The 16,695-nt window shown below is 55.5% G+C and carries 13 protein-coding genes; 2 read left to right on the top strand and 11 right to left on the bottom strand.

All coding sequences use genetic code 11. The annotated features are described in order from the left end of the window. Window positions 1-14 precede the first annotated feature (14 nt). Both GC087_RS06995 and GC087_RS06990 read left to right on the top strand, forming a co-directional pair. Window positions 15-1,028 (top strand): M4 family metallopeptidase, encoded by a 1,014-nt coding sequence (locus tag GC087_RS06995; RefSeq protein WP_033740879.1) that lies wholly within the window; start codon window positions 15-17, stop codon window positions 1,026-1,028. After that, window positions 1,025-1,357 carry a protealysin inhibitor emfourin gene (locus GC087_RS06990; protein WP_033740881.1) on the top strand — a complete coding sequence of 111 codons (333 nt, stop codon included), beginning with the start codon at window positions 1,025-1,027 and terminating at the stop codon, window positions 1,355-1,357. Before GC087_RS06995 ends, GC087_RS06990 begins: the two co-directional genes overlap by 4 nt. Window positions 1,358-1,494: 137 nt before the next feature. On the opposite strand, the gene GC087_RS06985 is transcribed toward GC087_RS06990, so the two are convergent. The 11 genes from GC087_RS06985 to pbpC form a co-directional block, all read right to left on the bottom strand. Beyond that, window positions 1,495-3,936 carry a glucose/quinate/shikimate family membrane-bound PQQ-dependent dehydrogenase gene (locus GC087_RS06985; RefSeq protein WP_033740882.1) on the bottom strand — a complete coding sequence of 814 codons (2,442 nt, stop codon included), beginning with the start codon at window positions 3,934-3,936 and terminating at the stop codon, window positions 1,495-1,497. A 604-nt stretch (window positions 3,937-4,540) separates the two neighbouring features. Further along, entirely contained in the window at window positions 4,541-6,025 is a 1,485-nt protein-coding gene (gene der / locus GC087_RS06980; protein ID WP_006120621.1) for a ribosome biogenesis GTPase Der, read from the bottom strand. Between the two features lie 174 nt (window positions 6,026-6,199). Continuing rightward, entirely contained in the window at window positions 6,200-7,381 is a 1,182-nt protein-coding gene (bamB, locus tag GC087_RS06975; RefSeq protein WP_006120622.1) for an outer membrane protein assembly factor BamB, read from the bottom strand. A 19-nt stretch (window positions 7,382-7,400) separates the two neighbouring features. Continuing rightward, the gene (locus GC087_RS06970) at window positions 7,401-8,018 is read right to left on the bottom strand and encodes a YfgM family protein (protein ID WP_006120623.1); all 618 of its coding nucleotides are present in this window, start codon (window positions 8,016-8,018) and stop codon (window positions 7,401-7,403) included. A gap of 38 nt (window positions 8,019-8,056) precedes the next feature. Next, entirely contained in the window at window positions 8,057-9,331 is a 1,275-nt protein-coding gene (hisS, locus tag GC087_RS06965; RefSeq protein ID WP_006120624.1) for a histidine--tRNA ligase, read from the bottom strand. Between the two features lie 105 nt (window positions 9,332-9,436). Continuing rightward, window positions 9,437-10,558 (bottom strand): flavodoxin-dependent (E)-4-hydroxy-3-methylbut-2-enyl-diphosphate synthase, encoded by a 1,122-nt coding sequence (gene ispG, locus GC087_RS06960; RefSeq protein ID WP_033740886.1) that lies wholly within the window; start codon window positions 10,556-10,558, stop codon window positions 9,437-9,439. Between the two features lie 39 nt (window positions 10,559-10,597). After that, window positions 10,598-11,614: a cytoskeleton protein RodZ gene (gene rodZ, locus GC087_RS06955; protein WP_058701207.1), complete on the bottom strand. Its 1,017-nt coding sequence runs from the start codon at window positions 11,612-11,614 to the stop codon at window positions 10,598-10,600. Then, window positions 11,604-12,335 (bottom strand): type IV pilus biogenesis/stability protein PilW, encoded by a 732-nt coding sequence (gene pilW, locus GC087_RS06950; protein ID WP_033740890.1) that lies wholly within the window; start codon window positions 12,333-12,335, stop codon window positions 11,604-11,606. Before pilW ends, rodZ begins: the two co-directional genes overlap by 11 nt. A gap of 81 nt (window positions 12,336-12,416) precedes the next feature. After that, entirely contained in the window at window positions 12,417-13,586 is a 1,170-nt protein-coding gene (locus GC087_RS06945; RefSeq protein WP_324030099.1) for a dual-specificity RNA methyltransferase RlmN, read from the bottom strand. A gap of 174 nt (window positions 13,587-13,760) precedes the next feature. Beyond that, on the bottom strand, window positions 13,761-14,192 hold the full coding sequence (ndk, locus tag GC087_RS06940) for a nucleoside-diphosphate kinase (protein WP_003848684.1): 432 nt from the start codon (window positions 14,190-14,192) through the stop codon (window positions 13,761-13,763). A 176-nt stretch (window positions 14,193-14,368) separates the two neighbouring features. Beyond that, window positions 14,369-16,693, bottom strand: a complete 2,325-nt coding sequence (gene pbpC / locus GC087_RS06935; protein ID WP_033740894.1) for a peptidoglycan glycosyltransferase PbpC — start codon at window positions 16,691-16,693, stop codon at window positions 14,369-14,371. Between the last annotated feature and the right edge of the window lie 2 nt (window positions 16,694-16,695).

Below are 16,695 nucleotides of genomic sequence, written 5' to 3'. Positions count from 1 at the left end.
CCAAGGAGTCTCAAATGGCTTTCAGCGTTATTCCTCCCTATATTCTTCGCAAGATTATCGATCACGGCACCGGCCACCAGCAGGAGCAGGCACGTCGTACACTGACCCATGTTCAGCACCTGATGGCTGAACACTGGAAAAAGACGGCAGCGCCAAAAACCACGCAGGCCGGGAAGATTGAGCGTGAAATCTATGATGCCAAAAACCAGGAAACGTTACCTGGCACACTGGTGCGTAAAGAAGGCCAGTCTTCAAATGGTGACGTTGCTGCCGACGAAGCCTGGAACTATCTTGGTGTCACACACGACTTTTTCTGGCAAATCTATAAACGAAATTCTCTGGATAATCACGGCCTGAAACTAGCTGGGACGGTTCACTACGGTGAGAAGTACCAAAACGCGTTCTGGAACGGTCAGCAAATGGTGTTTGGCGACGGTGATGGCGAAATCTTTAACCGCTTCACGATTGCGATTGATGTGGTGGCGCATGAGTTGTCGCACGGCGTCACAGAAACCGAAGCCGGTTTGATCTATTTTGAACAGGCCGGTGCGTTGAACGAGTCTATGTCTGATGTGTTTGGTTCGCTGGTGAAACAGTTTAGTCTGAAACAGACAGCCGATAAGGCCGACTGGATCATCGGTGAAGGGCTGCTGGCAAAAGGCATCAATGGTAAAGGTCTGCGGTCAATGTCACATCCCGGCACCGCTTACGATGACCCGATGCTGGGGAAAGATCCTCAGCCAGGCCATATGAAGGACTATATTAAAACACGTGAGGATAACGGCGGTGTGCACCTGAACTCCGGAATCCCTAATCGTGCCTTTTATCTGGCCGCAAAAGCCCTGGGCGGATATGCCTGGGAGCGAGCGGGTCAGGCGTGGTACGACACGCTGTGCGATAAAGATTTACATCAGGATGCGGACTTCAAAGCCTTTGCACAGCTCACCGTGCAGCATGGTAAAAAGCGCTTCGACACCACGGTGGCGAGCGCAATTGAACAAGCGTGGAAAGAGGTAGGCGTGTTATGAGTCAACTCCCCGAACTCACCGATGACGCAACGATTGTGGTAACGCAAGAAGGCGGCTTTGCTTTTATTCCTGGCTTACGGAATGAGCGTCGATTTCCGTTGGGCGAACTTCCGCCTCCCGAAAAAGCGCACGTCTGTCAGGTACTGGAACGGGCGATGCCTTTGGGCGAACCCGAGGAAAAAGCAGCAGAGGTGGGACGCGGGGATCAACGTTACTTTCGCATCCAGATTCAATATGCCACGCGCCAGCAGTCCGGCACGGTCGTCATACTGGTTCCCGAGCAACAGGCGCCGCCAGAACTCAAGTCGCTGTTGCGCGACGGTAAGTAACAAAGCCGCCTTCTGAGAAGGCGGCTTTGGGTTTGCCCTGCGGCACTTCTTATAAACCCGCAGCTTGCCCTGTCGGGAAAACGGGTTTTCCGTTACGCAAAAAAAGGGCCACGATGGCCCTTTTGTTTTATCGTCGCTTATTTGCTGTCTGGCAGCGCATAAGCAATCACATAGTCACCACGATCCGGCGACTGGCGTGCGCCGCCGGCGGAAATCACGATGTACTGTTTACCGGTTTTCGGTGAGACATAACTCATCGGTCCACCCTGACTGCCGACAGGCAAACGGGCTTTCCAGACTTCTTTACCGGTGGCGCTATCGAACGCGCGCAGGTAGTAGTCCTGAGTACCGGCAATAAACACCAGTCCACCCTGCGTCGCCAGCGTACCGCCCAGCGTCGGCATGCCAATAGGCATTTTCGCGCGCATTTTGATGCCAAACGGACCGGTATCTTCTACCGTACCTACCGGCACCTGCCAGACGATTTTCTGGGTTTTCATGTCAATCGCAGACAGGGTACCAAACGGTGGCGCCTGGCAAGGAATACCCAACGGTGACATAAAGCGGTTTTTGTTCACGGCATAAGGCGTGCCTTTCAACGGAACCGCGCCCATACCGGTATTGATGGCTTCCCCCCCGTTGCTGCCGCGTGAAATTTTGCTGGTATCAACCGGGATCATCTGTACCCATAATCCTAAACGCATGTCGTTAACAAACAACAGGTTGTTATTCGGATCGGTGGACATACTGCCCCAGTTCATCCCGCCCAGTGAACCCGGGAAACTCAGCGACTTATCAGTGCCAGGTACTGTAAACAGGCCGTTGTAGCGCATTGACTTAAACGCGATACGGCAGGCCAGCTGATCGAACGGGGTTGCGCCCCACATATCCGACTCTTTCAGCGTCTGATTACCAATCATCGGCATACCGGTCGAATGCGGCTGGGTTTTTGTATATTGCTCGTTCGGGATGTCACCCTGCGGCATCGGCAGCTCTTCAACCTTGGTGAGCGGCTTACCGGTCAGACGATCCAGCACAAAAATCATGCCGGTTTTACCGCCGATGACGACCGCAGGTTTGGTGCTGCCATCCTTCATCGGGAAGTCGATCAGGCTGGGCTGCATCGGCAGGTCAAAGTCCCACAGATCGTTATGAACGGTCTGATAAACCCACTTCTCTTTACCGGTTGTCGCGTCCAGCGCGAGTACCGAGGCTCCATATTTATGGTCCAGCGCGGTACGATTGGCTCCCCACAGGTCAACGGAGGAGCTGCCCATAGGAATGAACACGGTATTCATGGCCGCATCGTACGACATCGGCGCCCAGGAGTTCGGCGTACTGCGCGTATAGTCCTTGCCAGGCATCAGGATGGCATTAGGATCGACATTGCCCGGGTCAAACGCCCAGCGCATTTTACCGGTGATCACATCAAAACCACGCAACACGCCGCCAGGCATGTCGGTTTTCACGTTATCCGCCACGCGGCCGCCCACGACCACCGTGGTTCCGGCAAGCGTTGGGGCTGAAGTCAGCTGATAAAGCGGATCCGGCGCATCACCTAAGCCCGCTTTCAGATCGACGATGCCATGGTTACCGAAGTCTTCACAGAATTCACCGTTGTCGGCGTTGATCGCAATCAGGCGCGCATCGATAGTATTCATCAGAATACGGCGCTGACAGCTGTCTCCTGCCGCCAGCGTTACGGCCGGTACTGGCGTTGAGCCGGGCTGCGTTGGCTGGTTCAGCGGTTTCGTCGCGTCGAAATAGGCCAGACCACGGCAGCGCGGCCAGACTTCAGCCTGTGCGTTGATTTCACGCTTCCAGATCTGCTTTCCACTGTCAGCTTCGACGGCGATGACATTATTGTGCGGCGTGCACAGGTAAAGTGTATTACCGACCTGCAACGGCGTTTCCTGATCTTCCGCACCGTTACCGGTTGGGCTTTCGGGAATGTCGCCCGTACGGTAAGTCCAGGCAACCTGCAGATCCTTCACGTTGTCACGGGTAATCTGATCGAGCGCGACAAAACGGCTGCCGCCAGCGGTATTACCGTAGTTATCCCAGTTTTGCTGTTGCTTCGATTTCTCTACCGGAATCAGCGGCAGTTCAGGACCCGTTGCCGCCACGGTTGGATGCGGCTGGAACATCTGGACTAATGTAGCCACCATACCCACGGCGATGACGGCAGACAGCGCATAAGAGAGTTTTGCCAGCGAAGGTTTATTCTCGCGCTTGCGTAAGGCGGGCCAGGTAAGGAAGGCCAGAATCATTAAACCGGCGGGCACCATCAGGCGAGAAACCAGTGGCCAGAAGACCAGGCCAGCGTCCATCACCGCCCAGACTAAAGTCCCTACAAATACCAGCAGGAAAAGCACAACCGCTGAGGATTTTGCCCGGAAAAACTGAATGGCTGACAGCACGATAACGATGCCCGCAACCAGGAAATACCAACTGCCGCCAAGCGTTGCGAGTTGTCCCCCGCCAACAGCAAAGAACAGGCCGGTTGCCAGTAGCACCAGCCCGAGCAGCACAGACCATATTCTCAATCCTTTACCGGATCGAGAGGATGTTTCAGCCATAACACTTACTCTCCTGATAAACAAAGTCCGCTCTTTCGCCCGCCGCTTTTCGCGCGTATCGCGGTTAACGTTGCAGGTTAATGAGACAGCGTTGTTTTAATTCCAATTAAATCAGACCTGCGTCCATGAAATGAATGATATGTTTCCGGAGGAAGCCAGAGCAGGCGATACTCCGTCATGACGCGGCGAAATTGTACCACCTGGTACGTTATGCAGTGAAGTTTTAAACCTGTTTGTTACTAAGCAATAGCATTTTCGCTACAAATTTTTACGCTGGATAAGGCCACGCCGATCCAGAGAGTAGCCCAGCGGACAACTAAAGTGATGTTTTGAGCTTTTAAGGGGGCGAGGATGTACGTCAGTCGGTATCGGGAAAGTAAACCCGCATGCTGGCAGACGTCATCGGTCACCTCGCCTCAGTCACGTAAGGGTTGATGACAATCGGGACAGACAGGCACCCTGTGACAGCGGATATCCCATCCTGTGCAGTGGACCACCGCTGTCGGGGACGAAATGTCCGCAGTTCTGGCGCAGCGTTTTTCACCATTGTGTAAATAAGCACAATGCCAGGGCAAAAAAAGAGGGCCATCTGGCCCTCGATTAGTTAACGCTTATTTTTCTTCATGTGCGCCATCAGACGCTTACGCTTACGCTGTTGCGTTGGCGTTAACAGGTTACGCTTGCCTTCATACGGGTTTTCACCCTCTTTAAACTGAATGCGGATTGGCGTGCCCATTACGTTCAGAGAACGACGGAAATAGTTCATCAGGTAACGCTTGTAGGAGTCCGGTAAATCTTTCACCTGGTTGCCGTGAATCACCACAATCGGTGGGTTATAGCCACCCGCGTGGGCGTACTTCAGCTTAACGCGGCGACCACGCACCAGCGGTGGCTGATGGTCTTCTGCCGCCATGTTCATGATGCGCGTCAGCAGCGAGGTGTTTACACGCTTCGTTGAGCAGTCGTACGCTTCGGTTACCGATTCAAACAGGTTGCCTACACCGCTGCCATGCAGCGCAGAAATAAAGTGCACGCGCGCAAAGTCGATGAAGCCCAGACGGAAGTCCAGCGTCTCTTTGACTTCATCACGCACTTCCTGCGACAGACCATCCCACTTGTTCACCACGATCACCAGTGAGCGGCCGCTGTTCAGGATAAAGCCGAGCAGTGACAAATCCTGATCGGAAATGCCGGCGCGCGCATCGATCACCAGCATTACCACGTTAGCGTCTTCAATCGCCTGCAGGGTTTTGATGACCGAGAATTTCTCCACCGTATCGGTGATTTTGCCGCGCTTACGCACCCCGGCGGTATCGATCAGCACATATTCACGATCGTCACGTTCCATCGGGATGTAGATACTGTCGCGCGTGGTGCCTGGCATGTCATAAACGACCACGCGATCTTCACCCAGAATGCGGTTAGTCAGCGTAGACTTACCGACGTTTGGACGTCCGACAATCGCCAGCTTGATCGGCAGTGTGGTCGGGTCGAAATCGTCCTCTTCTTCCTCTTCCTCACCGTTCTCTTCTGCGGCTAACGCGGCCCAGTAGGCTTCGTTTTCATCTTCTTCGGTGACTTCTACGGGATCAACCTTTTCCATCCACGGCAGCAGCGCCGTCTCCAGCAGGCTGGTCACACCACGGCCGTGGGACGCGGCGATAGCGTAGATCTCCCCCAGACCCAGTGAATAGAAATCCACAATCGCCTGATCCGGATCGAGCCCGTCCGTTTTATTCGCGACCAGGAATGTCGCTTTTTGACGCGCGCGCAGATGTTTTGCAATTTGCTGATCGGCGGGCATCATGCCTGCACGGGCATCCACCATAAACAGCACCACGTCGGCTTCTTCAATCGCCAGCAGCGACTGTTCCGCCATACGCGTTTCAACACCGTCTTCGGTGCCATCAATACCGCCGGTATCGATAACAATGAATTCGCGCCCTTCCACTTCGGCGCGACCATATTTGCGATCGCGAGTCAGTCCAGGAAAATCCGCTACCAGCGCATCTCGTGTGCGAGTTAAACGGTTAAACAGCGTAGATTTTCCCACATTGGGACGCCCAACCAGCGCGACCACAGGTACCATAACAATGCCTCAATAATGTATTAATTCGCCCGAATGGCGTGATTATAACGGCTTTAGCCGTTCAGTTCAGGCTTACGGCGCAAAGGATACCATGCCTGACTAAAAACGAAACGGCCCCTGATGAAATCAGGAGCCGCTGTGCCGGAAGGATAACCCTGCCTGACAACTTACCCGTTAGCGGGTAATGGCATAAACTTCACCATCTTTCGACTGAATCAGCAGCTTGTCGCTGGCGACAACAGGCTCAGTCTGGAAGCCCGAGCTGTCCAGTTTTTGCTGGGCAACAAAGCGGCCATCCGTGGTGTTCAGCCAGTGCAGGTAGCCTTCGCCGTCACCGACGACGATGTAGCCATTATACAGCACCGGTGAGGTCAGATTACGATGCAGCAGCTCGCTTTGACGCCAGATAGCGACACCGCCATCCGCATTCAGGGCAATCACACGATCGTCCTGATCCACCAGGTAGATACGCCCGGCATCGACAATCAGATCTTTCACGCCGCCAATTTCACGTTTCCACAAAATCTGCCCTGAACGCAGATCCAGTGCGGAAAGGTTGCCATTGTACGCCAGCGCGTAAACCACACCATTTACAATGATCGGCGTGGTATCCACGTCGCTCAGGCGGTCAATTTCCGTCGCCCCGCTCGGCTGTGAAATACGCTGCTGCCAAATCAACTGGCCCTGATTCATGATCACGGCGCTGACGCGTCCGTTGTCGCCGCCCACAATCGCGCCACCAAAGGCAACTGACGGGGCTGATTCACCGCGCAGCGACAGCGCAGGCATGTCTAGGTTCACGGTCCACTTCACCGCCCCGGTCGCCTGATCCAGACCCTGCAACATACCGTTACTGGTATGAATCAGCACCAGGCCATCGCTGACCACAGGACGCGACAGCGCTTCGCCAGCCGCTTTGGCTTGCCATACAATCGAACCATCACTGGTGTTCAGGGCATAAACCTGACCGCGCTCACTGCCGATATACAGGCGATCGCCGCTGACGGTAATACCACCGGACAGCATGGCAGACAGGTTTTTAGAGAAGAAGCCGGTTTTCTCAGAGAGGTCGACTTTCCATTTTTCTTTGCCATCCGCTGCATCGAGCGCTTTTACGATACCAAAGCGGTCAGCCGCATAAACGGTGCCGTCTTGCCAGGTCGGATGCAGGTTGGAATAGAAATCGCCAATCCCGTCGCCCACGCCTGTACTCCATACTGTCTTCGGCGTGAACTGGTTTTCCACTTTCGGCAATGGGGCCATTTTCACTACATCTTCTTCGCCGCTGAACAGCGAGCAACCGCTGAGCAGGGTGACTGAAATCAGCCCCGGCAGCAGGTATTTACGTAATTCCATGCGCTCTCTCTTGACTGGCTTAGCTTAAGTTATTCATCTTCATCTGCATCATTTGCTTCAGCGCCGGAGACGCGTCAGATTCGACGCCTTTACTCCATGCATCGCGCGCGCCCTGCTTATCGCCTTTGCTCAGCAGCGCTTCGCCGCGGATGTCAGCCACAATGGCTGTCCAGCCATCACCCTTCACACCGTCAAGGGTTTTAAGTGCCGCATCAGCCTGATTCTGTTGCAGTTGAATGCGTGCCAGGCGCAGGTTAATTACCGCCTGCAGATTGGCATCTTTGGTGTCTTTTAATCCGTTTTGCAGCAGGCTCTCGGCCTTGTCCAGCTGATTGCTGTCGACATACTGCTTCGCCAGATCCAGCGCCGCCAGGGCACCATAAGTGTTGCTGTTTTCGCGGGCAAACGTGTTAACGGCTTCCAGCGTTTCAGGCTTGCTGACCTGCATGGCGCTGGTGAGTTTCTGGTACTCAGCCGACACGGTTTTAGCAGAGTCCTGCTCATGGCTCGACCAGTAACGCCAGCCACCTAATGCAGCAATACCGATAACCACACCAATGGCTAATGCTTTACCGTTGTTGGCGAAAAAGCGACGCAGCGCATCAACCTGTTCGTTCTCATTGCTATACACTTCCACGCAATCCCTCTCCTTTCAATGGTTGTGCCATAACGCGCTTACTGTAACAGCGTGCGCAGTGCAGCCGCAGCATCCGCCTGCGCCAGCGTTTGCTGTTCGCCATTGCGCAGATCTTTGATCACGACCTGGCCGGCTTTCTGTTCATCTTCACCCAGCACCAGCGCCACGCGAGCGCCCCACTTATCTGCGCGTGCAAATTGCTTCTTGAAGTTCCCGCCGCCGAAGTTAGTCATCAGCTTCATGTCGGGCAGCTGATCACGCAATTTTTCGGCCAGCTGCATTGCCGCTGACTGAACGCCCTGACCTGAGGCGATAACATAGACATCGACATTACGCGCGGGTTCAAATTCTGGGTTCACCGCCTGCACTAACAACACCAGACGCTCCATGCCCATGGCAAAACCGACACCTGGCGTCGCACGTCCGCCCAGTTGTTCGACCAGGCCATCGTAACGTCCGCCGCCGCACACGGTGCCCTGCGAGCCAAGGCTGTCGGTGACCCATTCAATCACCGTGCGGTTGTAATAATCGAGCCCACGTACCAGGCGCTGATTCACCGTGTAAGCGATACCGGCATCATCTAACAGCGCGCGCAGGCCATCGAAGTGGGCACGTGATTCTTCATCGAGGAAGTCACCAAGCTGAGGCGCATCGTTCAGCAGCGTCTGAATATCCGGGTTTTTACTGTCAAGCACGCGCATTGGGTTGCTGTACATGCGGCGTTTGCAGTCCTCGTCCAGCGCCTCTTTATGCTGTTCCAGAAAGGCAACCAGCGCCTCGCGGTAACTGGCGCGCGCGTCAAGTGAACCGATAGAGTTCAGTTCAAGGCGCACATGGTCGGCGATACCTAACGCTTTCCACCAGCGGGCGTTCAGCATAATCAGCTCGGCATCAATATCCGGCCCCTGCAGGCCAAAGACTTCCACACCAATCTGGTGGAACTGGCGATAGCGCCCTTTTTGCGGACGCTCGTAGCGAAACATAGGGCCCATGTACCACAGGCGCTGTTCCTGATTGTAAAGCAAGCCGTGTTCGATACCGGCACGCACGCAGCCTGCCGTCCCTTCCGGACGAAGCGTCAGGCTTTCGCCATTACGATCGTCAAAGGTGTACATCTCTTTTTCAACCACATCGGTGACTTCACCGATTGCACGTTTGAACAGGGGAGTTTGCTCTACAATAGGTAAGCGAATTTCGCTGTAACCATAACTCGCCAGCACGGACTTCAGGACATCTTCAACTCGTTGCCAGATGGCCGTATCCGCAGGCAGAAAATCGTTCATCCCGCGAATCGCTTGAATATTCTTCGCCACGTTAAAATCTCTTAATGCAAAAAAACCTGTCCGGCATCATACCTCATGAGGATGAAACCGCACAGGCTCAGCTAAAAAAGTCGTGCATGCCGTACGCGCAAAGGATTATTTTTCCAGTTGCTGTACGTCGATACGACGGGTTTCATCCAGCATCGCCGCTTTGGCGCGAATGCGTGCTTCCAGTTGATCGATCATATTGTCATTGTCGAGACGATCGCGCTGACGGACACCGTCTTCGTAGAAACCGCTTTTCTTGTTGCTGCCGGTCACGCCCAGCGTAGACACTGTCGCTTCGCCCGGGCCATTCACCACACAGCCAATGATAGAGACATCCATCGGCGTGATAATGTCTTCCAGTCGCTGCTCCAGCGCGTTTACCGTGCCAATCACGTCAAACTCCTGACGAGAACAGGTCGGGCAGGCAATAAAGTTAATGCCGCGTGAACGGATACGCAGCGACTTCAGGATATCAAAGCCCACTTTGACTTCTTCTACCGGGTCAGCGGCCAGCGAGATACGCAGTGTGTCGCCGATGCCTTCTGAAAGCAGTAATCCCAGACCAATAGCGGATTTTACTGCCCCCGCGCGTGCGCCGCCCGCTTCGGTGATCCCCAGGTGCAGCGGCTGCTCAATTTGTTTGGCCAGCAGACGATAGGACTCAACGGCCAGGAACACATCCGAGGCTTTTACGCTGACTTTAAACTGATCGAAGTTGAGGCGATCCAGATGATCGACGTGACGCATGGCCGATTCCAGCAGGGCCTGCGGCGTAGGTTCGCCGTATTTTTCCTGCAGATCTTTTTCCAGCGATCCGGCGTTAACCCCGATGCGGATGGGAATATTTTTATCGCGGGCACAGTCAACAACAGAGCGGATACGCTCGTTGTTACCAATGTTGCCGGGGTTGATGCGCAGGCAATCCACACCGTACTCCGCCACTTTCAGCGCGATACGGTAGTCAAAATGGATATCGGCGACCAGCGGGACATTGACCTGCTGCTTAATCAGTTTAAACGCTTCGGCGGCATCCATCGTGGGCACCGACACGCGAACGATATCCACCCCCACGCGCTCAAGGGCTTTGATCTGACTGACCGTCGCGGCCACATCGGTGGTGCGGGTGTTCGTCATTGACTGAACGGCGATGGGCGCACCATCGCCAATCGGCACCTGGCCGACGTAAATACGTTTGGACTTACGGCGGATAATGGGTGCTTGGTTATGCATATTTCTTCTCCACAATTGCCCGGAACACGCGTTACGCTGTTATTGCGCACCCAACGTCAGGCGAGCAACCTGGTTATTACGGATAAAGCGACTTAAATCAACGGGTTTATTCTGATATTCGACATGAACAGCTGCCGGCGCACCAATTTTCAGACGATACGGGGCCGTTCCTGACAGACTCAGTTTACCGCCACTGCGCTGAATACCGCTAAACAGTTTTTTGCCCGTCGCATCGCTGACTTCCAGCCAGCAATCAGCCGTGAAAGTCATCACCACCGCATTCGGATCGGCGGCAGGTTCGCTGACGGCCGCTGCGCCCACAGGCATGGGCTGCGTAGCGTTCGACGACGTCGGTGCGGTAGTGTTCTCTACGGGTGCCTGACTGGGTGAAACCACGGCATTGTTCTCTGCCGAAGAGGAGGTGGCTGCATTTGCGTTGTCGTTTTCAGCGGGCGTGCTGGCCGCTGTGCCGCTGTTAGCAGGAGCAGAGGTCGCCGCGCTGTTTCCACTGGTTAACGGCACGCTGGTACTGTTATCCGCTGGCGCGGAGGACGAACCACTGTTTTGCCCTAAAGGAATCGACTGGCTGTTGTCACCGCTGCTGCCATTTTGATCGGCCATCGACACCAGTTCATCCTGAGAGGCTTTATGGTTTTGCCACCACCAGGCCCCCGTCAGACCAACGACAACAAAGACCACCAGCCAGGTGAAGATCATTAACCAGCCGTCCCGCTTCTTGCGGCGTTTACCCAATGAGAAGCTTTGCATCGGTTCGATTTTGGCTGCCCGCACTGGCGTCTGTTTTGCCATCATCGGCAGCAGTTCCTCTTCAGGAATATGCACCAGACGCGCATAGGAACGAATATAACCGCGCAGGAAGGTAGAGGCTAAATCCGCAGGTGACTTGTCTTCTTCAATATCACGCACGGTAGAAAGTTTAAGGCACAGGCGTTCAGCGACATTTTGCTGCGTAAGTCCCATTTGCTCACGGGCGATACGCAGGCGGGCACCTGTGGAATGAACTGCAGAATTTTCTTGAGTGGCTTCAGTATTCATTAGCTAAATAACGCTGGTACTGTATCGATTGCGGAAAACGTCGCGCTAACTGGTCGCCATAACGTGAAACGTCTGCGTGATTTCCCTGTTGCGCGGCGAAACGTATGTGTAACGCCAGGCTGCGTGCCGTCTCCGGCAGCGGCTGGTAAAGCTCTAACAATAGCGCCAGGTTAGCCCATTGGTCATGTTCGACCGCTCTTTCAGCTTCAGCCAGCAGCGATTCTCCCTTACTTCTGTCCGCATCACGCGCATAAGACAATGCTGCTCGCGCTGACTGTCTGTCCCCTGCCCGCAGATAACAATATCCCGACAGTTCGTACGCATCGATGCGGGCGTCTCCTTCCTGCGCATCTTTTGCCCGGATAAACTGTTGATGCGCTTCATCATACTGCCCTAAAGTGCAAAGAAACGCACCGTAATTGTTAGCGATGTAACCATTATATGGGGCAATTTGCTGCGCCTGTAAAAAATGAAGATGCGCAGCAGAAGTTTGCCCTTGACGCTGAGCGAGCCTGGCAAAGGCCAGCTGCACCCGATAATCCTTTGGCGCTGCCGCCTGCGCGCGAAGGAAATTACGGCGCGCCGCACTGTAATCGTTTACGGCAAGGTAATGCATACCCAGCTGTAAACGCAATTCTGCGGCCCCGGGTTGCGACGGTGAACTGACACAACCGCTTACAACAAAAACGGCCAGTAGCCGCGCGCCTGCTCCTTTGCGCATAAGGTTTCCTCCCTGTCATCCGTGTGGTGAGCAGCAGCCTGCCACGCCGGTAACCGATCAGAAACCCTGTTCGTCCGCCTTTCAGATCGCCTTCACAGATATGGCTTCACCGGCCATCTTCTTACGCAGGGTACGTTTGGTGCGGTCGATGACTTCACCCGCCAGCTGACCACAGGCGGCATCAATATCGTCCCCGCGGGTTTTACGCACAATGGTGGTAAAGCCATAGTCCATTAGCACCTTAGCGAAGCGGTCAATGCGGCTGTTTGAGCTGCGACCATAAGGTGCGCCCGGGAAGGGGTTCCAGGGGATCAGGTTAATTTTGCACGGTGTTTCTTTGAGCAGTGCCGCCAGCTCATGCGCATCATCGGTGCTGTCGTTCACGTGGTCCAGCAGCACATACTCAATCGTGACACGTCCCTGGTTGGCGTTGGATTTACCAATATAGCGTTTGACTGCCGCCAGGAAGGTTTCGATGTTGTACTTCTTGTTAATCGGCACGATGTCATCGCGCAGTTTATCATTGGGCGCATGCAGCGAGATAGCCAGCGCCACGTCAATCATGTCACCCAGCTTGTCGAGAGCCGGAACCACGCCCGAGGTCGACAGCGTCACACGGCGTTTTGATAAACCGAAACCGAAATCATCCAGCATGATTTCCATTGCCGGGACGACGTTATTCAGGTTGAGCAAAGGTTCGCCCATGCCCATCATCACGACGTTAGTGATAGGACGCTGGCCGGTCAGTTTGGCTGCACCGACAATTTTTGCCGCACGCCAGACCTGGCCGATAATTTCGGAGACGCGCAGATTGCGGTTAAAGCCCTGTTGTGCCGTTGAGCAGAATTTACATTCCAGTGCACAGCCCACCTGGGAGGACACGCACAACGTGGCACGGTCGCCTTCCGGGATATATACCGTTTCCACCAGTTGATCGCCCACGCGAATAGCCCACTTAATGGTGCCGTCCGTTGAACGCATCTCTTCGGCCACTTCCGGCGCGCGAATTTCGGTGAGTTCCATTAAGCGGTTACGCAGCTTTTTATTGATGTCGGTCATCTGCTCGAAATCGTCGCAGCAGTAGTGGTAAATCCACTTCATCACCTGATCGGCACGGAACGGTTTTTCACCCAGGGACACAAAGAATTCGCGCATCTGCTGACGGTTAAGATCCAGCAGGTTAATTTTTTGGCTTTTGGGCGAAACGGAAAGCGGTGAGATGGACGCGGGCGTCACAATCTGTTCGGACATAGTGTTCTCTGGCCTCGTTGTTACACGTTATGGCGCGGTTGGGAAAAGAAAAAATTACGCCTTCACTAAGCTGGCTCAATGAAGGCGCAATATTGTACAACATCTGCTGCCCGATAACAGGTGCGAGTGACCGCGGGTCAGCAGATTTTTGTAAAGCCGTGTACGCGTCAGTAATTAACGGGTACGTGGGCAGATTTCGTTTTCGCCGAAGAAGTACGCGATTTCACGGGCTGCAGACTCTGCAGAGTCAGAACCGTGAGTAGCGTTTTCGGTGAAGCTGTCAGCATAGTCAGCACGCAGTGTACCGGCCAGTGCGTTGGCTGGGTTAGTTGCACCCATCAGGTCACGGTGACGCTGAACGGCATTTTCGCCTTCCAGTACAGAAACCACAACCGGGCCAGAGGTCATGAATTCAACCAGACCGTCGAAGAACGGCTTGCCCTGGTGCTCTGCGTAGAAACCTTCAGCCTGCTCTTTGCTCAGCTGCAGCATTTTTGCGCCAACGATTTTGAAGCCTGCGCTTTCAAAACGGTTGTAGATAGCACCGATCACGTTTTTCGCGACGGCGTTTGGCTTGATGATAGAAAAAGTACGTTCGATTGCCATGATGACCTCTGTCTTGACGTTCTGAAGAAACCGAGGGCGCACGCCCCGGCTAAGAAACGGCGCCGATTATAGGGGTTGAGTGTGACGTTGCCTATCACAGAACCCATAATTTCTTGAAAAATCTTGATCTGTGTCGATGCGGAAGGCTTTCAAATCTGATTTAGCGCAAAAAACCATCATCCCCGTGTGAAGTTAACGGTCGCAAGCTGCCCGGCTTCATCCATCACCACCAGTTGATAGTCACCTGAGCGATCAAGACGCAGCGACAGCGTGCCGCTCTGGTTTTCCGCCGTCACGGGTTCACCGTTCAAAAACCACCAGCGCTGATTACCCTGCCCGCCCTGTGCCGCAACCGGCATGACCAGGGTGGAATTACCCGGCAACGGCTGCACCCGTTGCCCGTCAATGACGCCTGTGACAATCAGCGGCGCACTGCTGCCCTGCGTAAGTGGCGGGCACTGACTGTCGATAGCCGGTAACCGCTGACGCCGTCGCTCCTGCAACGGTAGCCAGGCTTCCAGCGGTAAGGGCCACAGTAAACGATCGTGGCTGACAGCGTGCGGACAGTCAGCCGCCACGCGGCGGCCCTGGTCATTTAGCCAGTAGCGCAACCGTAAACCGCTGAGGCTTTCCTGGCCCGATGCCAGCAAGGTGGGCGGCAACGTGTCATTCAACACCCAGCTCTGGCGGCGCTGGCGGCAGTTTTCATCGCCCACAGGCAGCGGCTGTCCGCCCGGCCAGCAGATGCTGGCCACCGTAACCGATGCGGGACGAGGATCAACGGGCACCTCCTGTCCGGCTAAACGGTTCATTAGTACGCTGTTTACCTGATTCATCACGGGAACGGCAGACGCAAAACCAAACTGCCCTGCGACGGGCGTTGCATCGGGACGGCCAACCCAGACGCCGATCAGATAGCGGGGATTCATGCCCACCGCCCAGGCATCGCGATAGCCATAGCTGGTGCCGGTTTTCCACGCCAGCGGTACAACCGCAGGCAGGTTCCCTTTGCCCGCAGGCTGCGCTTCACCCGCCAGGACACGGCGGATAATCCACGCCGCGCCGGGCGAAAGCAGAGGCCGCTGCTGCAACGGTTGATCGGGCATCCAGCGCAGTTGCGCGGCGTTGCCCTGACGCACGAAAGCGCTGTACGCCGCAACGATCTCGTCCATGCGCGCGCCGGTGCCCCCCAGTATCAATGACAAATTCGGCTCGGCGCCGGGCGGAAAGCGCAGGTTAAGCCCGACATTGCGCAGGCGGGCCGCGACATTTTTGGGACCCAGCGCTTCCAGCACCTGCACCGCAGGCAGATTAAGGGAACGCACCAGCGCTTCGCTGGCGCTGACCGGCCCATGAAAACCGGTATCGAAGTTACCCGGACGGTAGTCGCCAAAACGGCGCGGCACATCCTGCAGCAGCGACTCGGCATGAATCAGCCCGTCATCCAGCGCCATGCCATAAACAAAGGGTTTTAAGATCGATCCCGGTGAGCGTACGCTGGCAATCATATCGACATGCCCGAAGCGGTTGTCGTCAGCAAAGTCAACGGAACCAACATACCCACGTACGGCCATGGTGGTGTGATCGACCACCAGAATGGCCAGCGAGGTGCGCGGCGGCAGCTGATTTTTGATGTTCAGCGTCATACTTTCCAGCTCACGCTGCAGCGACGGGTCCAGCGTTGAGACGATTTTTTCGTGAGTGCTGATCGACAACAGCCGCCGGGCCAGCAAGGGTGCCATCTGCGGCATTTGCCGTGGTGGCAGCCAGACCGGTTCCTGGCGGATCTCGGCCACCTGACGCGCAGACCAGACGTGATATTGCGCCAGACGGTCCAGCACTTTATTACGTGCCGCCTCAGCCCGTTCCGGCCAGCGATCGGGCCGCAGGCGGCTGGGCGACTGCGGCAGCACGGCCAGCAAGGCGGCTTCCCCGCGGGTTAACTGCGACGGGGCTTTGCCCAGCCAGCTCCAGCTGGCTGCGCCAATACCTTCCAGCGTGCCGCCAAAGGGCGCGCGATTAAGATAAAGCGTCAGGATGTCGCGTTTTGACAGGTGCCACTCCAGTTGGAGGGCACGCCATGTCTGAATCAGCTTGCCGCGCAGCGTCCGCGGCTGCGGGTCGATAAGCCGTGCCACCTGCATCGTTAAGGTGCTGCCACCGGAAATCACACTACGATAGCGAAGATTCTGCCAGGCGGCCCGCAGCACAGACAGCGGATTAATACCAGGGTGATACCAGAACCAGCGATCTTCATAGGTCAGCAACGCCTGGATATAGGCGGGCGAAACCTCTTCCGGCGTGACCGGATAGCGCCAGATCCCCTGACTGTCGGCAAATCGCCACAACGGCGTACCGTCCTCCGCAACCACCACTCGCGCAGGCTGGACCGCTTTAAGCGGCAGTGGTGACAGCCGGTCCAGTATCAGCAGCGCAAGCAGCAGCCCCAGAACACAAAGCGGCAGCGCCAGCAGCCACCGCTTTCTGATGTGCCTGATCACGC

Origin of the sequence: Pantoea sp. JZ2 (genome assembly GCF_035191405.1) — a bacterium.
Classification (GTDB): Bacteria; Pseudomonadota; Gammaproteobacteria; order Enterobacterales; family Enterobacteriaceae; genus Pantoea; species Pantoea stewartii.
The sequence above is the reverse complement of the archived record's forward strand: the minus strand, read 5'-3'. Positions and strand labels throughout refer to the sequence as shown.